Annotated in this window: 18 protein-coding genes; 11 read left to right on the top strand and 7 right to left on the bottom strand. The window is 65.6% G+C overall.

Annotation, left to right across the window (positions count from 1 at the left end; genetic code table 11):
* Positions 1 to 148 precede the first annotated feature (148 nt).
* From D6M19_RS12410 to D6M19_RS12395, 4 genes are all read left to right on the top strand, one after another.
* A complete protein-coding gene (locus D6M19_RS12410; protein WP_123025536.1) occupies positions 149 to 1477 on the top strand; it encodes a nucleotide sugar dehydrogenase in 1329 nt (442 codons plus the stop codon).
* A gap of 9 nt (positions 1478 to 1486) precedes the next feature.
* Positions 1487 to 2836: a glycosyltransferase family 2 protein gene (locus D6M19_RS12405; protein ID WP_123025535.1), complete on the top strand. Its 1350-nt coding sequence runs from the start codon at positions 1487 to 1489 to the stop codon at positions 2834 to 2836.
* 95 nt (positions 2837 to 2931) lie between these two features.
* A complete protein-coding gene (locus D6M19_RS12400; protein WP_164478456.1) occupies positions 2932 to 4404 on the top strand; it encodes a polysaccharide deacetylase family protein in 1473 nt (490 codons plus the stop codon).
* A gap of 23 nt (positions 4405 to 4427) precedes the next feature.
* Positions 4428 to 4664 (top strand): hypothetical protein, encoded by a 237-nt coding sequence (locus D6M19_RS12395; protein ID WP_123025533.1) that lies wholly within the window; start codon positions 4428 to 4430, stop codon positions 4662 to 4664.
* Here the strand turns inward: D6M19_RS12395 and D6M19_RS12390 are convergent.
* Complete coding sequence (locus tag D6M19_RS12390; protein ID WP_123025532.1) at positions 4648 to 5202, bottom strand: nucleotidyltransferase family protein; 555 nt, start codon at positions 5200 to 5202, stop codon at positions 4648 to 4650. The two genes, D6M19_RS12395 and D6M19_RS12390, sit on opposite strands and share 17 nt — an antisense overlap.
* 242 nt (positions 5203 to 5444) lie before the next feature.
* Between D6M19_RS12390 and D6M19_RS12385 the strand changes: the two genes are divergently transcribed.
* Positions 5445 to 5888, top strand: coding sequence for an STAS domain-containing protein (locus D6M19_RS12385; protein WP_123025531.1), 444 nt, complete (start codon positions 5445 to 5447; stop codon positions 5886 to 5888).
* Here D6M19_RS12385 and D6M19_RS12380 read toward each other — a convergent pair.
* Together D6M19_RS12380 and D6M19_RS12375 are read right to left on the bottom strand one after the other, a co-directional pair.
* Positions 5844 to 6635: an RNA polymerase sigma factor SigF gene (locus tag D6M19_RS12380; RefSeq protein WP_123025530.1), complete on the bottom strand. Its 792-nt coding sequence runs from the start codon at positions 6633 to 6635 to the stop codon at positions 5844 to 5846. The genes D6M19_RS12385 and D6M19_RS12380 overlap by 45 nt on opposite strands.
* Complete coding sequence (locus tag D6M19_RS12375; protein ID WP_123025529.1) at positions 6632 to 7066, bottom strand: ATP-binding protein; 435 nt, start codon at positions 7064 to 7066, stop codon at positions 6632 to 6634. The genes D6M19_RS12380 and D6M19_RS12375 overlap by 4 nt, the downstream gene beginning before the upstream one ends.
* 115 nt (positions 7067 to 7181) lie before the next feature.
* Between D6M19_RS12375 and D6M19_RS35105 the strand changes: the two genes are divergently transcribed.
* From D6M19_RS35105 to mbp1, 3 genes are all read left to right on the top strand, one after another.
* Positions 7182 to 7316 (top strand): hypothetical protein, encoded by a 135-nt coding sequence (locus tag D6M19_RS35105; protein ID WP_268812308.1) that lies wholly within the window; start codon positions 7182 to 7184, stop codon positions 7314 to 7316.
* Positions 7317 to 7365: 49 nt separating this feature from the next.
* Positions 7366 to 8385: a DNA topoisomerase IB gene (locus tag D6M19_RS12370; RefSeq protein WP_123025528.1), complete on the top strand. Its 1020-nt coding sequence runs from the start codon at positions 7366 to 7368 to the stop codon at positions 8383 to 8385.
* Positions 8386 to 8511: 126 nt separating this feature from the next.
* On the top strand, positions 8512 to 8748 hold the full coding sequence (mbp1, locus tag D6M19_RS12365) for a microaggregate-binding protein 1 (RefSeq protein WP_123025527.1): 237 nt from the start codon (positions 8512 to 8514) through the stop codon (positions 8746 to 8748).
* Positions 8749 to 8813: 65 nt separating this feature from the next.
* On the opposite strand, the gene usfY is transcribed toward mbp1, so the two are convergent.
* A complete protein-coding gene (gene usfY / locus D6M19_RS12360; RefSeq protein ID WP_123025526.1) occupies positions 8814 to 9122 on the bottom strand; it encodes a protein UsfY in 309 nt (102 codons plus the stop codon).
* Positions 9123 to 9208: 86 nt separating this feature from the next.
* Entirely contained in the window at positions 9209 to 9583 is a 375-nt protein-coding gene (locus D6M19_RS12355) for a hypothetical protein (RefSeq protein WP_123025525.1), read from the bottom strand.
* 111 nt (positions 9584 to 9694) lie between these two features.
* Between D6M19_RS12355 and D6M19_RS12350 the strand changes: the two genes are divergently transcribed.
* Positions 9695 to 10270, top strand: coding sequence for a restriction endonuclease (locus D6M19_RS12350; RefSeq protein ID WP_123025524.1), 576 nt, complete (start codon positions 9695 to 9697; stop codon positions 10268 to 10270).
* On the opposite strand, the gene lat is transcribed toward D6M19_RS12350, so the two are convergent.
* Both lat and D6M19_RS12340 read right to left on the bottom strand, forming a co-directional pair.
* Complete coding sequence (gene lat, locus D6M19_RS12345) at positions 10263 to 11600, bottom strand: L-lysine 6-transaminase (protein ID WP_123025523.1); 1338 nt, start codon at positions 11598 to 11600, stop codon at positions 10263 to 10265. The genes D6M19_RS12350 and lat overlap by 8 nt on opposite strands.
* 53 nt (positions 11601 to 11653) lie before the next feature.
* Positions 11654 to 12106: an Lrp/AsnC family transcriptional regulator gene (locus D6M19_RS12340; RefSeq protein ID WP_123025522.1), complete on the bottom strand. Its 453-nt coding sequence runs from the start codon at positions 12104 to 12106 to the stop codon at positions 11654 to 11656.
* A gap of 30 nt (positions 12107 to 12136) precedes the next feature.
* On the opposite strand from D6M19_RS12340, the gene hglS reads away from it, so the two are divergent.
* Together hglS and amaB are read left to right on the top strand one after the other, a co-directional pair.
* The gene (hglS, locus tag D6M19_RS12335; protein ID WP_123025521.1) at positions 12137 to 13345 is read left to right on the top strand and encodes a 2-oxoadipate dioxygenase/decarboxylase; all 1209 of its coding nucleotides are present in this window, start codon (positions 12137 to 12139) and stop codon (positions 13343 to 13345) included.
* Entirely contained in the window at positions 13342 to 14895 is a 1554-nt protein-coding gene (gene amaB, locus D6M19_RS12330; protein WP_123025520.1) for an L-piperidine-6-carboxylate dehydrogenase, read from the top strand. Before hglS ends, amaB begins: the two co-directional genes overlap by 4 nt.
* Positions 14896 to 15102 lie beyond the last annotated feature (207 nt).

The raw sequence follows: 15102 nt of genomic DNA, 5'->3' as shown, positions 1-15102 counted from the left end.
GCCGCGTGAACTACATCACAATTGTGGGTTGGCGAACGCGAGGTCTGTTATTTTCGTACACGTAACTGCAGATTTAGCAAACTATCGAGACGAACTACCCACTCCCGCTGGCCGTCCCGCGAGCGCGAGTCGATGAGGAGCCCCGCTCATGCCGGTTGAAACGAAGCTGGCAGCGGCCAAGAAGACTGGCCGCCCGGCCCGACAGAACAGATCACCACGAGCCACCTCCACCGTCGCCGTGGTGGGTCTCGGATATGTAGGACTTCCGACAGCGCTGTCGCTCGCTGGCGACGACGTCGACTTGCTCGGCTTCGATATCAGCGCAGCCCGCCTTGCCGCAATCGAGTCGGGCCGAGTCGACCTTCTGCCGCGAGATCTCAGCCGGCTGCGCGACGCGCTTCGCGAGAACCTGATGACGCTGACGACCGAGCCGACGAGCCTGGCGGCGGCCGACGTCGTCCTGATCTGCGTCCCTACTCCCGTCGACCACCACACAACGCCGGATCTGGCCGCATTGCGCGACGCCTGCGACACCGTGGTCCGCCAGGCCAGATTAGGTCAGCTGATCGTGCTGACATCCACCACCTACCCGGGTTGCACCCGCGACATGCTGGTGACCCCGCTGCAAGCCCGTGGCTTCGAAGTGGGCCGCGACGTGTTCGTGGCCTTCAGCCCGGAGCGCATCGACCCAGGCGTGGCCGCTCACCGACCCGAACTGACACCGCGGGTCGTCGGCGGGGTCACGGCGCAATGCAGCGCGAAAGCCGCCGAGACACTTGGCCGCACCGCAGGCGTCCTGCACATCGTCTCATCGCCCGAGGCGGCCGAGATGACCAAGCTCGTGGAGAACTCGTTTCGTGCCGTCAACATCGCGCTGGCCAACGAATTCGCCGCTGCCGCAAACGAACTGAACCTCGACGTCATGGAGGTCATCGGGGCGGCAGCCACCAAGCCCTACGGCTACATGCCCTTCTATCCGGGTCCGGGAGTCGGCGGCCACTGCATCCCCTGCGACCCGCACTACCTGCTGTGGCAGCTTCGAGCCCGGCGGACCTCGCTGCCGGTGATGGAGTCCGCGATGACCGCGATCTCCCACCGACCGATGGAAGTGGTCGACGAGGGCCGCCGAGTTCTCGCCGATCGGGGCGTCGCGTTGCGGAATGCACGCGTACTCGTTGTCGGTGTGGCATACAAACCCGGTGTCGCCGACGTCCGGGAATCACCTGCTCTGGTCATCATCGACCGACTGATCGGCGAAGGCGCGCGCGTCTCCTACACCGACGCCGAGATTCAGCTGATCCGCACCCCGGACGGGCATGAGCTGGTACATCACGCCGACCCCGCCGACGAAGCTTGGGATCTGGTCATCGTGCACACCATCCATCCGGCAGAGCAGCACGAATGGCTGGCCGATGCGGCTGCGGTTCTCGACACCACGTATCGCATGTCGCACCTTGCCGACCGCCATGTCCTCTGAACGCCGCCGATGACACTGCTTGCACCCACCCGCGAGAGGGACCACGCGGTCGCGCGCCCAAGGTCTGGACCGCCGCGCCACGCGCTGCCCCCCGCACCGCGCGTCACCTCTGAGAAGACCCTGCGCGCAATACTTCTCATCGCGATCGTCACGATCGTCATCACCATCTGCATCCAAAAGGTCGACAGCCTGAGCAACCTCCGTCGGGATCCCGTCTGGGCCGCGTACAGCATCGTGGTGACGACGTTCATCTTCTCGCGGTTCGGGCTGGCGTGGCTGTACCGCGTGCCCCGCGGAAGCTTCGGCGCGACGTACTGCCCGACAGTGGCGATCATCGTGCCCGCCTACAACGAACCCGACATCGCCCGCACACTGCTTGCCTGCCTGAACGTCGACTATCCGGCCGAACGCCTGCGTGTCGTCGTCGTCGACGACAAATCCACCGACGACACCCTTGAGCGGATCGAGGAGGTCGCAGTCACCCACCCGGAAATGGTGGTGATCCCCGCCGAAGTGAACCGGGGCAAGCGTCATGCCATGGCCACGGGTATCGCGGCCGCAGGCGACGCTGAGATCCTGGTGTTCATCGACTCCGACTCGCAGGTGAGCTTCAGCGCCGTCAAGCGACTCATCCGCTACTTCGCCGACCCGGCGGTGGGCGCGGTGGCCGGCCACACCGACGTCGCCAACAAGAGCGTCAACCTCCTGACGCGAATGCAGGCGATGCAGTACTACATCGCGTTCCGCATCTACAAGTCGGCTGAGGCGTTGTTTGGAGCGGTCACGTGCTGCTCGGGCTGTTTCTCCGGGTATCGCACCTCGGCGGTGGCGCCCGTCCTCGACGCGTGGCTCAACCAGCGATTCCTCGGGCAGCCGAGCACATTCGGCGACGACCGCAGCTTGACGAACTTCCTGCTGCCACATTGGCGGGTGCTCTATGCACCAGACGCGCAGGCCTACACCAACGTGCCGGAGCAACTCAAGCAATTCCTGCGTCAACAGCTGCGCTGGAAGAAGAGCTGGCTGCGGGAAGCGCCGCGGGCGGCCAAGGCCATGATTCGGAAGAACCCGGTGGCGGTGCTGATGTTCACCCTTAGCCTCGCTCTGCCGCTGATGGCCCCGCAGGTCGTACTGCGCGCGCTGGTGGTCCAGCCGCACTTCATCAGCGAGTTGCCGTACTGGTACTTCGGTGGCGTGGCCGCGATGGCACTCATCTACGGTCTGTACTACCGACTCAACCAACCCGAAAAGCATTGGTATCTCGGAATTTTCTTCACCATGTTTTACACCGTCGTACTGGTCTTGCAACTCCCCTACGCGATGGCCACGATCCGCGACTCCAAATGGGGGACGCGATGAGCCGCGGTCGCCATTCAGGCCTTGGTCGCAAGTCAAAAGGAACCCGCCGCTTTGCGCGTCTGCATCCTGCCCTGCGGGGGTTACCGTTCGTCGCCGTGGTCGTCGGATACCTGCTGCTCCCCGGCACGTGGCAGTGGCAACACGCCGCGACCCTGGCCGCGGTGCACGACAACATCGTCGAGCAGGTCGAAATCACGGCGCCCGCAGGCGATCCCGCCCTGACAGCCCGTCTTGCCGCAGCCAGCACCGGCAGCCAGGCCGCGCCGATCATCCTGACGTATCACGATATCGACTACCGCGGCGACAAATACACCGTCAGCCCGGAATCGTTCGCCGCGCAAATGCAACTCATCCACGATGCGGGTTGGACCACGCTGACCAGTGCCCAGATCCGCGCGTGGGTACGCGGCGAACCGCTACCGCCGCACAGCGTGATGATCACATTCGACGACGGCGCCCGCGGCGTATGGAAGTACGCGGACCCGATTCTTGCCCGCAACAACCAACACGCCGCGGCGTTCATCATCACCGGCTTCGTCGGCACCCACGCCCCCTACTACCTGACGTGGTCTGAACTCGCCGAACTTTCGGCCAGCGGCCGGTGGGACCTCGAGGCCCACACCCATCTAGGCCATGTGCGGGTCCCATCGGATGCCAGCGGCGGAATGGAACCATTCCTGACCACCATGCAGTACCTGCCGGACCAGCACCGAGTTGAGACGCAAGAGGAGTACCAAGCGCGGGTACTCGGCGACCTGAGCGAATGCAAACACCAATTTCTCGTCCACGGCCTTCCGGAGCCGTCCCTGTTCGCCTTCCCTTTCTCGGCTCACGATGACGACCCCGCGGGAACCGGGATACTGAAGAACCTCGTCACCTCGCTCTACGACGCCGGCATGCTCGACCAGGCAGACGCGACCAGCGTCACCACCAGCGACCAACGCGCCCAGGGCAACATCGCGCGGATGGACGTCACCGCCGACGTCACGCCGGACACGCTGGCGGACCGACTGATCTCTGCCAGTCCGTTGGAACCCGCTGCGGCACAACCACTCCTGGACACAGAGCAGTGGATGACCTCGGAACAGCAGGCCACCGAAGTCACGATCGACGACGGCCGGCTGGTGCTCGATCCGGGGCCGGGCCAGGACTTGTCGCTGCAATATGCGCGCTACCGAAGCTCGATGTGGACCAACTACACGGTGTCCGCCGACATCGGCACGTTCGAATACTCCGGAGACGGCACCACGACGGGTCTCACTGTGCTGGTGGGTGATTCACGCGACGAGGTCCAGCTCAGCGTTAGCAGTTCCGCATACCAAGTCACCCAGGGCTACTATTCGCCAACTGACGTCGGGTCCGGCGAGTTGCCGTCGGCGACTACCTACCACGCCGTGATCTCGGTGACACCGGATCAGGTGGTGGTCACCATCGACGACAACATCGTGGCGACGGTGCCGGTGCAAACCGATCGCCCGCATGAGACGGCGGGCGGAATCTCGGTCAGCGCACATCGCGAACGCGACGACAGCCCGGTGCCCGCCATCAGCAATCTCACGATCACCTGACCAACACGTCTACTATCAGCCTCGTGGAACCGGTGGAAATCAATGCCGGCGCTTGGTATCTGCGCGGTGTACCGTCCGAAACCGGCTACCACTGGGACGTGTGTGAACCGATCTCAGGCGACGTGGTGGCCGAGGTGACACTCGACCCGGACACCGCCACGATGTCCTGCGTCGGTGATGACGCCGATGCGATCCAGGCGGCCGAGCAGGCCATCCGCCGTTTCGCGGGCCAGGCGCTTGGCATCACGGTCCGGGATTGACGTCGATATCGGCACCAGTCGCCAGGTCGGCGCAGTCCACCCACACCACATCGCTGCGCGAAGAAAGAAACGAGCGCGCCCCCTCGTCACCGTGCAACGTGGCGACCAGCGCCGGCCAGTGCGCACGCCCGATGACCACCGGATGCCCTGGCCGCCGGCCGTACCCGGCCCGAGCGATTCCCGAGGGCGCCCCGCGCGCCGCGCGCAGCACGCGCGCCACGACCGCGGCGCCGATGTCGGGGGTGTCGACGGTCATCAGGACGGCGTGGCGGGCCGACCCGTGCTCCAGTGCCGCTATGCCTGCCCGGAGCGAGGCGCTCATCCCCTCCGCCCAGTCGCCCGCGACCACGGGACGCGCAGGCGCAGGTACGTCGACGATCGCCGCACCCAGGACCACAACGACGTCGTCGCAGCCGCCGTCATGTAGTGCCAAAACCGCTGAGCGCAACCACTTTCCGTCATCGGCGAGCACCTTGGGCATGCCGTATCGAGTGCCGGCCCCCGCTGCGAGGACCACTCCGGCGGCATGGTCGGCCATCTCACCAGTCTCTAGCCGACTCGCCGTGCTGACCAGGCTTTATCAAAATCAGATCAATCAAGATTGATCATCGGCCGCGATGGGGCGTAGGGTCAAAGCAGGTTGAGTTCACAGCCACGGGATACGTCATCGACGTGCAGGCACCGATGTTGCTCTTGCACCGATGGGCTTTGAGGATCCAGGGCCTTGAACTTTTGACGCGAACCACAGTCCGAAATTTCGACTGATGGAGTCACAGGAAAATGTCTACTGCCATAACTACCTCTCGTCCCATCGACCGCACGCAGAGCAGCACCGCCACGTTCACCACACGGTGGCTCGAGCCGTCGGTCGCGGTCATCACCGCCCAGGGTGATCTTGACGCGTCCAACGCTCAGGAATTCGTCGACTACGCGCTGCGCGGTGCCCAGCGAACGCATCGCCTTGCCCTCGACCTGACCGGCGTCGACTTCTTCGGCACCGCCGGCTTCTCCGCGTTGCACACGCTGAACGTGCGTTGCGCGGGTGCGGGTGTCGAGTGGGTTCTGGTGCCCAGCAATGCGGTCAGCCGATTGATGAGGATCTGCGACCCCGATTCCACCCTGCCCATCGCGGCCACCATGCCCGCCGGGCTGGCGCGACTATGCGCCGAGCAGCGTCGGCTACTGCAGCTGGTCTCGGAGCCTGGTCAGGGATTTCGCCAGTAGCCGCGACACATGCATCTGTGAGATGCCGACGCGCTCGGCGATCTGAGTCTGGGTGAGCGACTCGAAGAACCTGAGTACCAGCACAGTTCGCTCGCGCTCCGGCAGCGCTTCCAGCAAGGGCCGCAACGCTTCTCGGTTCTCGATTTGATCCAGGCTGAGATCGACGTCGCCAAGCGTGTCGGCGATTGCAGGCGCGTCCTCGTTGCCGCTTCCGCCACCGCTGTCGATCGACAGCGTGTTGTAGGAGCTGCCCGCGACCAGCCCTTCGACGACCTCGTCGCGGTCCATGTCCAGTTCGGCGGCGAGTTCCGATGGCGTCGGCGCACGGCCTAGTCGCTGCGAAAGGTCGGCCGTCGCCGCGCCGAGCCGCAGGTGGAGTTCCTTGAGCCTGCGCGGCACCTTCACCGACCAGCTGTTGTCGCGGAAGTGCCTGCGGACCTCACCCATGATCGTCGGCACCGCGAACGAAACGAAGTCCGAGCCCGCATCGACGTTGAACCGGATCACGGCGTTGACCAAACCAACCCTGGCGACCTGAACGAGGTCGTCGCGCGGCTCGCCGCGGCCGTCGAAACGGCGCGCGATGTGGTCGGCCAGCGGCAGGCATCGCTCCACGATGCGGTCCCGTTGGCGGCTGAACTTCGCCGAATCCTCCGTCAGCCCCTGCAACTCGCGGAACATGTCTGCGACATCCGCGTATTCAGAGTTCTGCCGTGATGACGAACCCTGGGAGGACTGCCGACTCACCTGAGCGAACTCGCTCGCCTCGTCGTCATGGAAATTCCGAACACCTGACCCTCTTCGGCACCCTGGCCGTCCTGGAACGTCTTCACCTCATCGGTGAGCGAACTCAGCACGTGCCAGCTGAAGCTGCCGGGCGTCAGAATGTCCTGGGTCTTGCACGTGGTGGACGCCTCGACCACCACCTCGGTCTCGCGAGGATTGACGACCACCACCAGAGTGGAATGCGGCACCGCCGAACGGATCAGCCGCGTACACGCCTCGTCGACGGCCAGCCTCAGGTCGGACACCGCATCGAAGTCGAGATCTTCGAAGGTGCCGATGGCGGCGACGACGGTGCGCACGACGGCGAGGTTCTCCAGCTGTGCTGAAACGCGAACCTCGACTGAACGGTCACCGTTTTGGTGTCCGTTGTTGTTCTTTTCGACGTCGGCCATCTGACCTCCCGGCAATGTCGACCCGACACTACTCCAAGTGGTGTCCCAGCTAATCACTGATGCACCCGACTACCAGCAACGTGTGACCCGGCTCTCGGCTGGGTAATACCCCGGGATGAACGACATTCGGTCGTCGCGAACGCCCCGGCGCATCTTGGTGACGGCGGGACTCGTGCTCGCCGCACTGATCGTGACCGCGGCGATGGTTTACGCCGTGGTATTCCTCATCCTCGCGCCGATGATGCAATGACATCGATGTTTGATACCCAGCCTGAGTGCGTTTGTAACGGCGGGTTGCCATGCGGTTGCGCCGCAGCGTAGTGAGCGGACCCGGTCTGCACCGGGTGCGGCGCGGCCGCGGATTCTCCTATCACGATCAAGAGGGTAAGGCGCTCACCGACGAAGCCACCATGACGCGGATCAGGGACCTGGCCATCCCGCCTGCCTGGAAGAACGTCTGGATCAGCCCGCACGCGCACGGCCACATACAAGCCGTCGGCACCGACGTGGCCGGTCGTCGCCAGTACCTCTACCACGAGCAGTGGCAGGAAGACCGGGCCGAGGAGAAGTTCGACCGGGTGCTGGAGATGTCCAAAGCGCTGCCCGACATGCGTCGGCAGATCAACGCGGACCTCCGTAAGCGCGGCCTGCAACGCGACCGAGTGCTCGCCCTGGCGCTGCAACTTCTCGACCTCGGGTATTTCCGGGCGGGCGGTGAGCAGTACGCCGAGGAGAACAATTCGTACGGGATCGCCACCCTGCTGTGTGAGCACGTAGGGCTGCAGCGCGGGGCCGTCGAATTCGACTTCCCCGCCAAAAGCGGCGTCCGCCGAACCCTCGTCATCGACGACGCCGAGGTGGTGCGGTCGGTTCGGGCGCTACTTCGCCGCCCAGAGCGCACCGAACGTCTGCTGGTCTGCCAGGACACCTCGGGCTGGATCGACGTCCGCGCCGACGATCTCAACTCGCGGTTCAAGGAACTCGTCGGCGACGAGTTCACGGTCAAGGATCTGCGCACCTGGCACGGCACCGTGCTGGCGGCCGCGGCGTTCGTCGACACCGATCCGCCGGTGAACAAGACGGTGATCAAGCGCGTCGAGTCCGCGGTGATGAAGGAGGTCGCCGACGAACTCGGCAACACTCCTGCGGTGGCCAGAAGTTCCTACGTCGATCCGCGGGTTGTCGAAGGGTACGAGAAGGAAATGACGATCGCGGCCGGCGCGCGCCGGGCCGACCGCGCAACGACGCCCGGTGAGCGGCAGGCGATCCTAGAGGAAAGCACCGCACGCCTGATCCGGAAAGTCGCGCGAGGCAAGTAGGGCGACGCTGGTCACTGTTTAGCTTTTCGGCCGATCGGGCACCCACTTAGTACGCGGGAAAGATCCCTGTGTGAGCCCATAAGAGGGCAAAACCCCAAGCAGATCCGTTTAGCGGAAAGGTGAATTATGACTGAGAAGAACAGTGGTCCGCAGGAAGCTGTCAAGGGCGCCGTCGAAGACGTCAAGGGTAAGGCCAAGGAAGCGGTGGGAACCGTGACCGGCCGTGACGACATGATCAATGAGGGCAAGGCCCAGCAGGACAAGGCCGACGCCCAGCAGGATGTCGCCAAGAAGGAAGCCGAAGCCGAGGCAGCCCGCGGTAGCGCGAAGGCAGCCCAGAAGCGCCAAGAGGCCAATCAGTAAGAGCTAGCGCTCGCACAGAAGTCCCAGTCGGAAAACCGGCTGGGATTTCTGTTGTCTCCTGTCGACTAGCTGCTGGGTCGCTGCCGGTGGACGTCGGGATGTTCTGCGTACCAACGCTCTTCGATGCCGCGGACCCGACGGTGCTCGACGACCAACCACAGCATGCCGATGACAAGGCCTGCCGCGGCCATCGATGCGAACGCAAGGCCGGTGTCGTGGTGACTTGTCGCGAAGGCCGCCAAGGCGCCGACGAAGCACACCAAGGCGACGCCGATGACGATCAACCCCGGCATGTTCTTGGTATCCGTCATCGATTCGCCTGCGTGCGGCCGGGTCGTCCTGGAATGGTCGACGGGATCTTTAGGGCTTTTCATGGCTTCTCCTTCCGCCATATCTCTGCCCGTTTGCAGGGATATATCCACGGTAGGACTACCTGGCCCCAATGACACCAAATCCGACATCACCAATAAGGCATGGCGATGGACGGCACGCTGGTGGCGAAGACCAACAGCATCACGGCCATCAGAACCCAGCCCGCCGCATGCCACGGCCACGCGACGGCGTCCTGCCGTCGGGCCTGAAAGGTGCGCAGGAACGCCCACAGTCCGCCGCCGAGCAGGATGAGCGGGGCACCGATGGCGAAAAGGGTGAGTTGCGGGGCACCACAGGCAACCGCGTCGAAGGTCGATCCACCACAGGTACCGGCCCATACCGCGGCGACTGCCAGGAACACGGCTGCGGCAACCGCGACGCCGACGCTGAACCGGACGGCATCGCGAACACCCTCGCGGGCATCCGGGCCGCTGCGACGCAGGTCATCGGTGGCGCTGTACACGGATCATTGATTCCCCTGGCTAATCGCGGTTAAACCTGGTTTCCGACGACGACGCGCCAACCGGTCATCCACAACCGCTGCTTGTCGGCCCGCGGACCTACCATTCGCCTCGTGGTGCGCACCAGAACGAAGGCGTATGTGGCCGTCGGGGCCGCAGCGGGTGCGGCCGCTTACCTACTCGGCGTGAGCATCCCCGGCAGTGTCGTCATCGGGCTCGTCGCACCGGTACTGCTCGCCGCCACCCCACGGTTCCTGCTGGCCACCGTCAAGGGCGCCTTCACCCCCGGTCCGCGAGAGGCGGCCGCGGGGTCGGCGATGACGGGCATGGAGTTCGAAGACCATGTCGCGCGGATCGCCCGAGGCTGCGGCGTCCCGGTGATGATGACCGCGGTGACCGGCGACTGGGGCGTCGACCTCATCGTCGGAAATCGGCCCGATCGTGTTGCGGTGCAGTGCAAGCGACAGTCACGGCCGGTCGGGGCCGGCGCAGTCCAAGAGGTCGTCGCGGGTGCGCCCATGCATGGCTGCACGAAGACCATGGTTGTCACCAACCACGAATTCACGCCTGCCGCAGTCAAACTCGCGGAGCTGCACGGGTGCGAGCTCGTCGGCGGATCGGAGCTGCCCAGGCTGCGGTCGATCGTCCGCAGGCTCACCGAGCCTTCGACGCCCGCCGCGCCTAGCTGAGCGCGTCCCGTACGGCGGCGACGGCCTCGTCGATCTCGCGGTAGGACACCGTCAGCGCAGGCCGGAACCGGACGCTGTCGGGGCCGCTGGCGAGCATCACGACATTGCGATCCCACAGCTTGCCGATCAGCTCGTCGCGCTGCTGCGCAGACGGCAGGCTGAATGCCCGCATCAGGCCTCGGCCGCGGACATCGTGCACCAGCTCGGGGAAGTCGGCCGCCAACTCCAACAGCCTTGCGTGCAGATAACGGCCCGCCTCGTCGGCATGCGCCATCAACCCGTCGGACTCGATGACCTCGAGGATGCGGCGCGAGCGAACCATGTCCACCAGGTTGCCGCCCCACGTCGAGTTGATTCGCGAACTGACAGCGAACACGTTGTCGGCGACCTCGTCGACGCGACCGCCCGCCATCAGGCCGCACACCTGGGTCTTTTTACCGAACGCGACCACATCCGGCATCACACCCAATTGCTGGTAAACCCAGGCGGTTCCGGTCAATCCGCAGCCGGTCTGGACCTCGTCGAAGATCAGCAGCGCGTCGAACTCGTCGCACAGTTCGCGCATCGCCGCGAAGAACTGCGGGCGGAAATGCCGGTCACCGCCCTCACCCTGGATCGGCTCGGCGATGAAGCAGGCGATGTCATGGGGGTTGGCTTCGAAAGTCGCCCGCGCCTGCCGCAGCGACTCGGCCTCGACCGCGTCCATGTCTAAGTCGGGCCGGACGAACGGGGCGTCGATGCGCGGCCAATCGAACTTCGGGAACCGCGCGACCTTGTTCGGGTCGGTGTTCGTCAGCGACAGCGTGTATCCGCTGCGGCCGTGGAAGGCGCCGCGCAGATGAAGCACCTTGGTGCCGAGTTCGGGGTCGATGCCGCGCGCCTCGTTGAGCCTGCTCTTCCAGTCGAACGCCACCTTCAGCGCGTTCTCCACGGCCAGTGCGCCGCCATCGACGAAGAACAGGTGCGGCAGCGCGGGGTCGCCGAGCACACGAGCGAAGGTGTCGACGAAGCGTGCCATCGGCACGCTGTACACGTCGGAGTTGCTCGGCTTGTTCACCGCGGCCGCCGCCAGCTCGGCGCGAAACGCCTCATCGTCGGCCAGCGCCGGATGGTTCATGCCCAGCGCCGACGACGCGAAGAAGGTGAACATGTCGAGGTAGCGCTCGCCGGTGCGGGCGTCGACCAGGATCGAGCCGGTCGAGCGCTCGATATCGAGGACGAAGTCCAGACCGTCGGCGAGGATGCTGCGGCCAAGCACCTCGCGCACGTCGGCTGGGCCGATCGCGGGGACGGCGGCTGTCTTTTGGGCAGGGGTCATCACGGCGGTCATAAAAGCGATCCTACCAACTTTTTTACGGTCCAACTACCATCTGACCGGAACTATTACGGGATGTGGTCGCGTCCAGCGTAAAAAGTCTGTAGGATGATCGTGCTTCGAGTGCGCACATTGGCCGCCGTCCGGATCTGCTGCAACAGATCTTCAAGTGCCCGCGCCGACTCGACACGCACCAAGAGGACATAGCTTTCCTCGCCCGCCACCGAGTGACACGACTCGATGGCCTCGATGTGCTCGAGACGGGCGGGCGCATCATCGGGTTGAGAAGGATCGATAGGAGAGATGGCCACAAACGCCGACAGCATGTGTCCGACGGCCTCGGGGTTGATCCGGGCCGAGTACCCCGTCACTACGCCCCGCGACTCGAGTCGTCGCACCCGGGACTGGACGGCGGACACCGACAATCCAGCGGTCGCCGCAAGCTGCGCCAACGTGGCGCGACCGTCCGCGACGAGTTCACGGACCAGTATCCGATCGATCTCGTCGAGCGGTTCGCTCATGGCCGCACTGTATCCCTTCCGGTGGTCGCAATGACCCGAGCAGTCGAAACCTGGCAGCTGCGCGCGAAATTCGCCGCCGCGCTTTCTCGCATGTACGGCGCGGAGGTGCCCGCGTACACCACACTCCTCGACGTCAGCGCGGAGGTGAATCGCGAACTCGGTGGCTCGCAGCGGGTGACCGCCGAACGTCACGGCGCGATCCGCGTCGGCAGTCCGCGCGAGCTCGCCGATGTCGCCGACCTGTTCGCGGCGTTCGGCATGTATCCGGTCGGGTTCTACGATCTGCGCGAAGCCACGCCGCCGGTCCCCGTGGTGTCCACCGCGTTCCGCCCGATCGACGCGGACCAGTTGGAGCACAACCCGTTCCGGGTATTCACGTCGATGCTGGCGACCGCCGACACGCGGTTCTTCTCCCCTGCACTGCGCCGCCGCGTCGAGCGGTTCCTGGCCGAGCGCCGGCTGTTTAGCCCCGCGTTGATCACCGAGGCCAGGCGCATCGCCGAAGCGGGTGGCGCGGAGCCCGATCGCGCCGACACATTCGTCGCCGAAGCGGTTGCCGCCTTCGCGCTGTCGCGTGCACCGATCGACCGCGGCTGGTATGACGAGCTGACCGCCGTGTCCGCCGTCGCCGCCGACATCGCGGGCGTCACGACAACACACATCAACCACCTCACCCCGCGTGTCCTCGACATCGACGCGCTGTACCGACGGATGGCCGCCCGCGGCATCACCATGACCGACGCGATTCAGGGCCCGCCGCGATGGGGGGTCCCCGACGTGCTGTTGCGGCAGACGTCGTTTCGGGCGCTTGCCGAGCCGCGCCGTTTCTTGGATTCCGACGGATCGGTTGTTGACGGCACGCTGCGCGTGCGGTTCGGGGAGGTCGAGTCGCGCGGGGTCGCCCTCACGCCGAAGGGGCGCCGACGTTTCGACGCGGCCATGGCCACCGCGGATCCGGCCAGGGTGTGGGGTGACTACTTCCCCGCCTCCCATGAGCACATGGCGTCGGCCGGTCTCGCGTACTACCACGGTGGCGACCCGTCGAAACCCGTTGTCTACGAGGATTTCCTGCCCGCATCGGCGGCCGGGATATTCCGGTCAAACCTCGATACCGACGCACAGATTGCCGACGGCGAGGAAGATCGAGACTGGGACTACACAGCCGGCTGGATGGCCGGACAGATCGGCCATCACATCCATGACCCATACGAGCTCTACGAGAAAGTCGCATCACATTGACCAGTGTTCAGACATCAGAAGCTTTAACCCGCCTTCCAGAAGCGGAAGCCCTTCGCGCGAAGGCCAGCGACGCGCTGCGGGCGATCGGTTCGCGCGTCGAACTGGGTGAGCCGGGCGCCCACGGGGTGCACGCCAGCACGCCCATCACCGGCGACGTGCTGTTCACCGTCGCCGAGACCACACCGGAGCAGGCAGACGCCGCCATCGCCGAAGCCGCGCAGGCGTTCACGACGTGGCGCACGACGCCGGCCCCGGTGCGTGGCGCGCTGGTGGCGAGGCTCGGCCAGCTGCTCGTCGAGCACAAGGACGATCTCGCAGCACTGGTCACCATCGAGGCCGGCAAGATCACCTCCGAGGCCCTCGGCGAGGTGCAGGAGATGATCGACATCTGCGAGTTCGCCGTCGGGCTGTCGCGACAGCTGTACGGCAAGACCATCGCCTCCGAGCGGCCCGGGCACCGGCTGATGGAAACGTGGCATCCGCTCGGCGTCGTCGGCGTCATCACCGCCTTCAACTTCCCGGTTGCGGTGTGGTCATGGAACGCCGCGATCGCGCTGGTCTGCGGTGACACCCTGGTGTGGAAGCCCTCAGAGCTCACACCTCTGACCGCGCTGGCCTGCCAGGCGCTGGCCGAGCGGGCCGCCGACGACGTCGGCGCGCCGCGGGCGGTGACCCGGCTGATCATGGGCGGGGCCGCAGTCGGCGAACTCCTGGTCGACGACCCGCGGGTGGCGCTGGTGAGCGCGACCGGATCGGTGCGGATGGGTCAGCAGGTCGGTCCCCGGGTGGCGCAGCGGTTCGGCCGCGTGCTGTTGGAACTCGGCGGCAACAACGCCGCGATCGTCACGCCGTCGGCAGATCTGGACCTGGCCGTTCGCGGCATCGTGTTCTCCGCGGCGGGCACCGCGGGCCAACGCTGCACGACGCTGCGCCGGTTGATCGTGCACTCCTCGATCGCCGACTCCCTCGTCGAGCGGATCGTGTCGGCGTATCGGCAACTGCCGGTGGGCGATCCGGCGGCCGATCTCACCCTCGTCGGGCCGCTCATCCACGAGACGGCCTACCGCGACATGGTCGGCGCGCTGGAGCGGGCGCGGGCAGAGGGCGGTGAGGTGTTCGGCGGCGAACATGTCGACCTCGGCGAGGGCTCCTATTATGTGCGGCCCGCGGTGGTGCGGATGCCCGCACAGACCGAGTTGATGCACTCCGAGACGTTCGCGCCGATCCTCTACGTGCTCACCTACGACGAGCTCGATGAGGCGATCGAGTTGAACAATGCCGTGCCGCAGGGTCTTTCGTCGGCGATCTTCACACTCGATGTGCGCGAGGCCGAGCGCTTCATGTCCGCCGACGGCTCCGACTGCGGCATCGCCAACGTCAACATCGGCACCTCCGGCGCCGAGATCGGTGGCGCGTTCGGCGGCGAGAAGCAGACCGGCGGCGGCCGTGAGTCCGGTTCTGATGCGTGGAAGACCTACATGCGCAGGGCGACAAACACCGTCAACTACAGCTCTGAGCTGCCGCTGGCCCAGGGCGTGCACTTCGGCTAGGAGGACCGTCGGCGTGGGCGGGCCGCCGAACGTGAAGCCACCGCGAATTTGGGGCCCTCAAAGTCAAGTGGTTAGTGCATCGGCGTTAGGCGGCCGCTTGGGCGAGTAGGGCGTTGAGCCGGTCGGCGGGTGTGTCGAGGTCGAGCGTGGGTCGTGGTCTTTTGTTGAGGGTGTCCTGGATGTGTTTGAGGTCTGCGGCGGTGTGTA

It is taken from the genome of Mycolicibacterium stellerae (assembly GCF_003719305.1).
Lineage (GTDB): Bacteria > Actinomycetota > Actinomycetes > Mycobacteriales > Mycobacteriaceae > Mycobacterium > Mycobacterium stellerae.
Note: the sequence above shows the minus strand (reverse complement) of the source record. Positions and strands in the feature narration are given on the sequence as shown.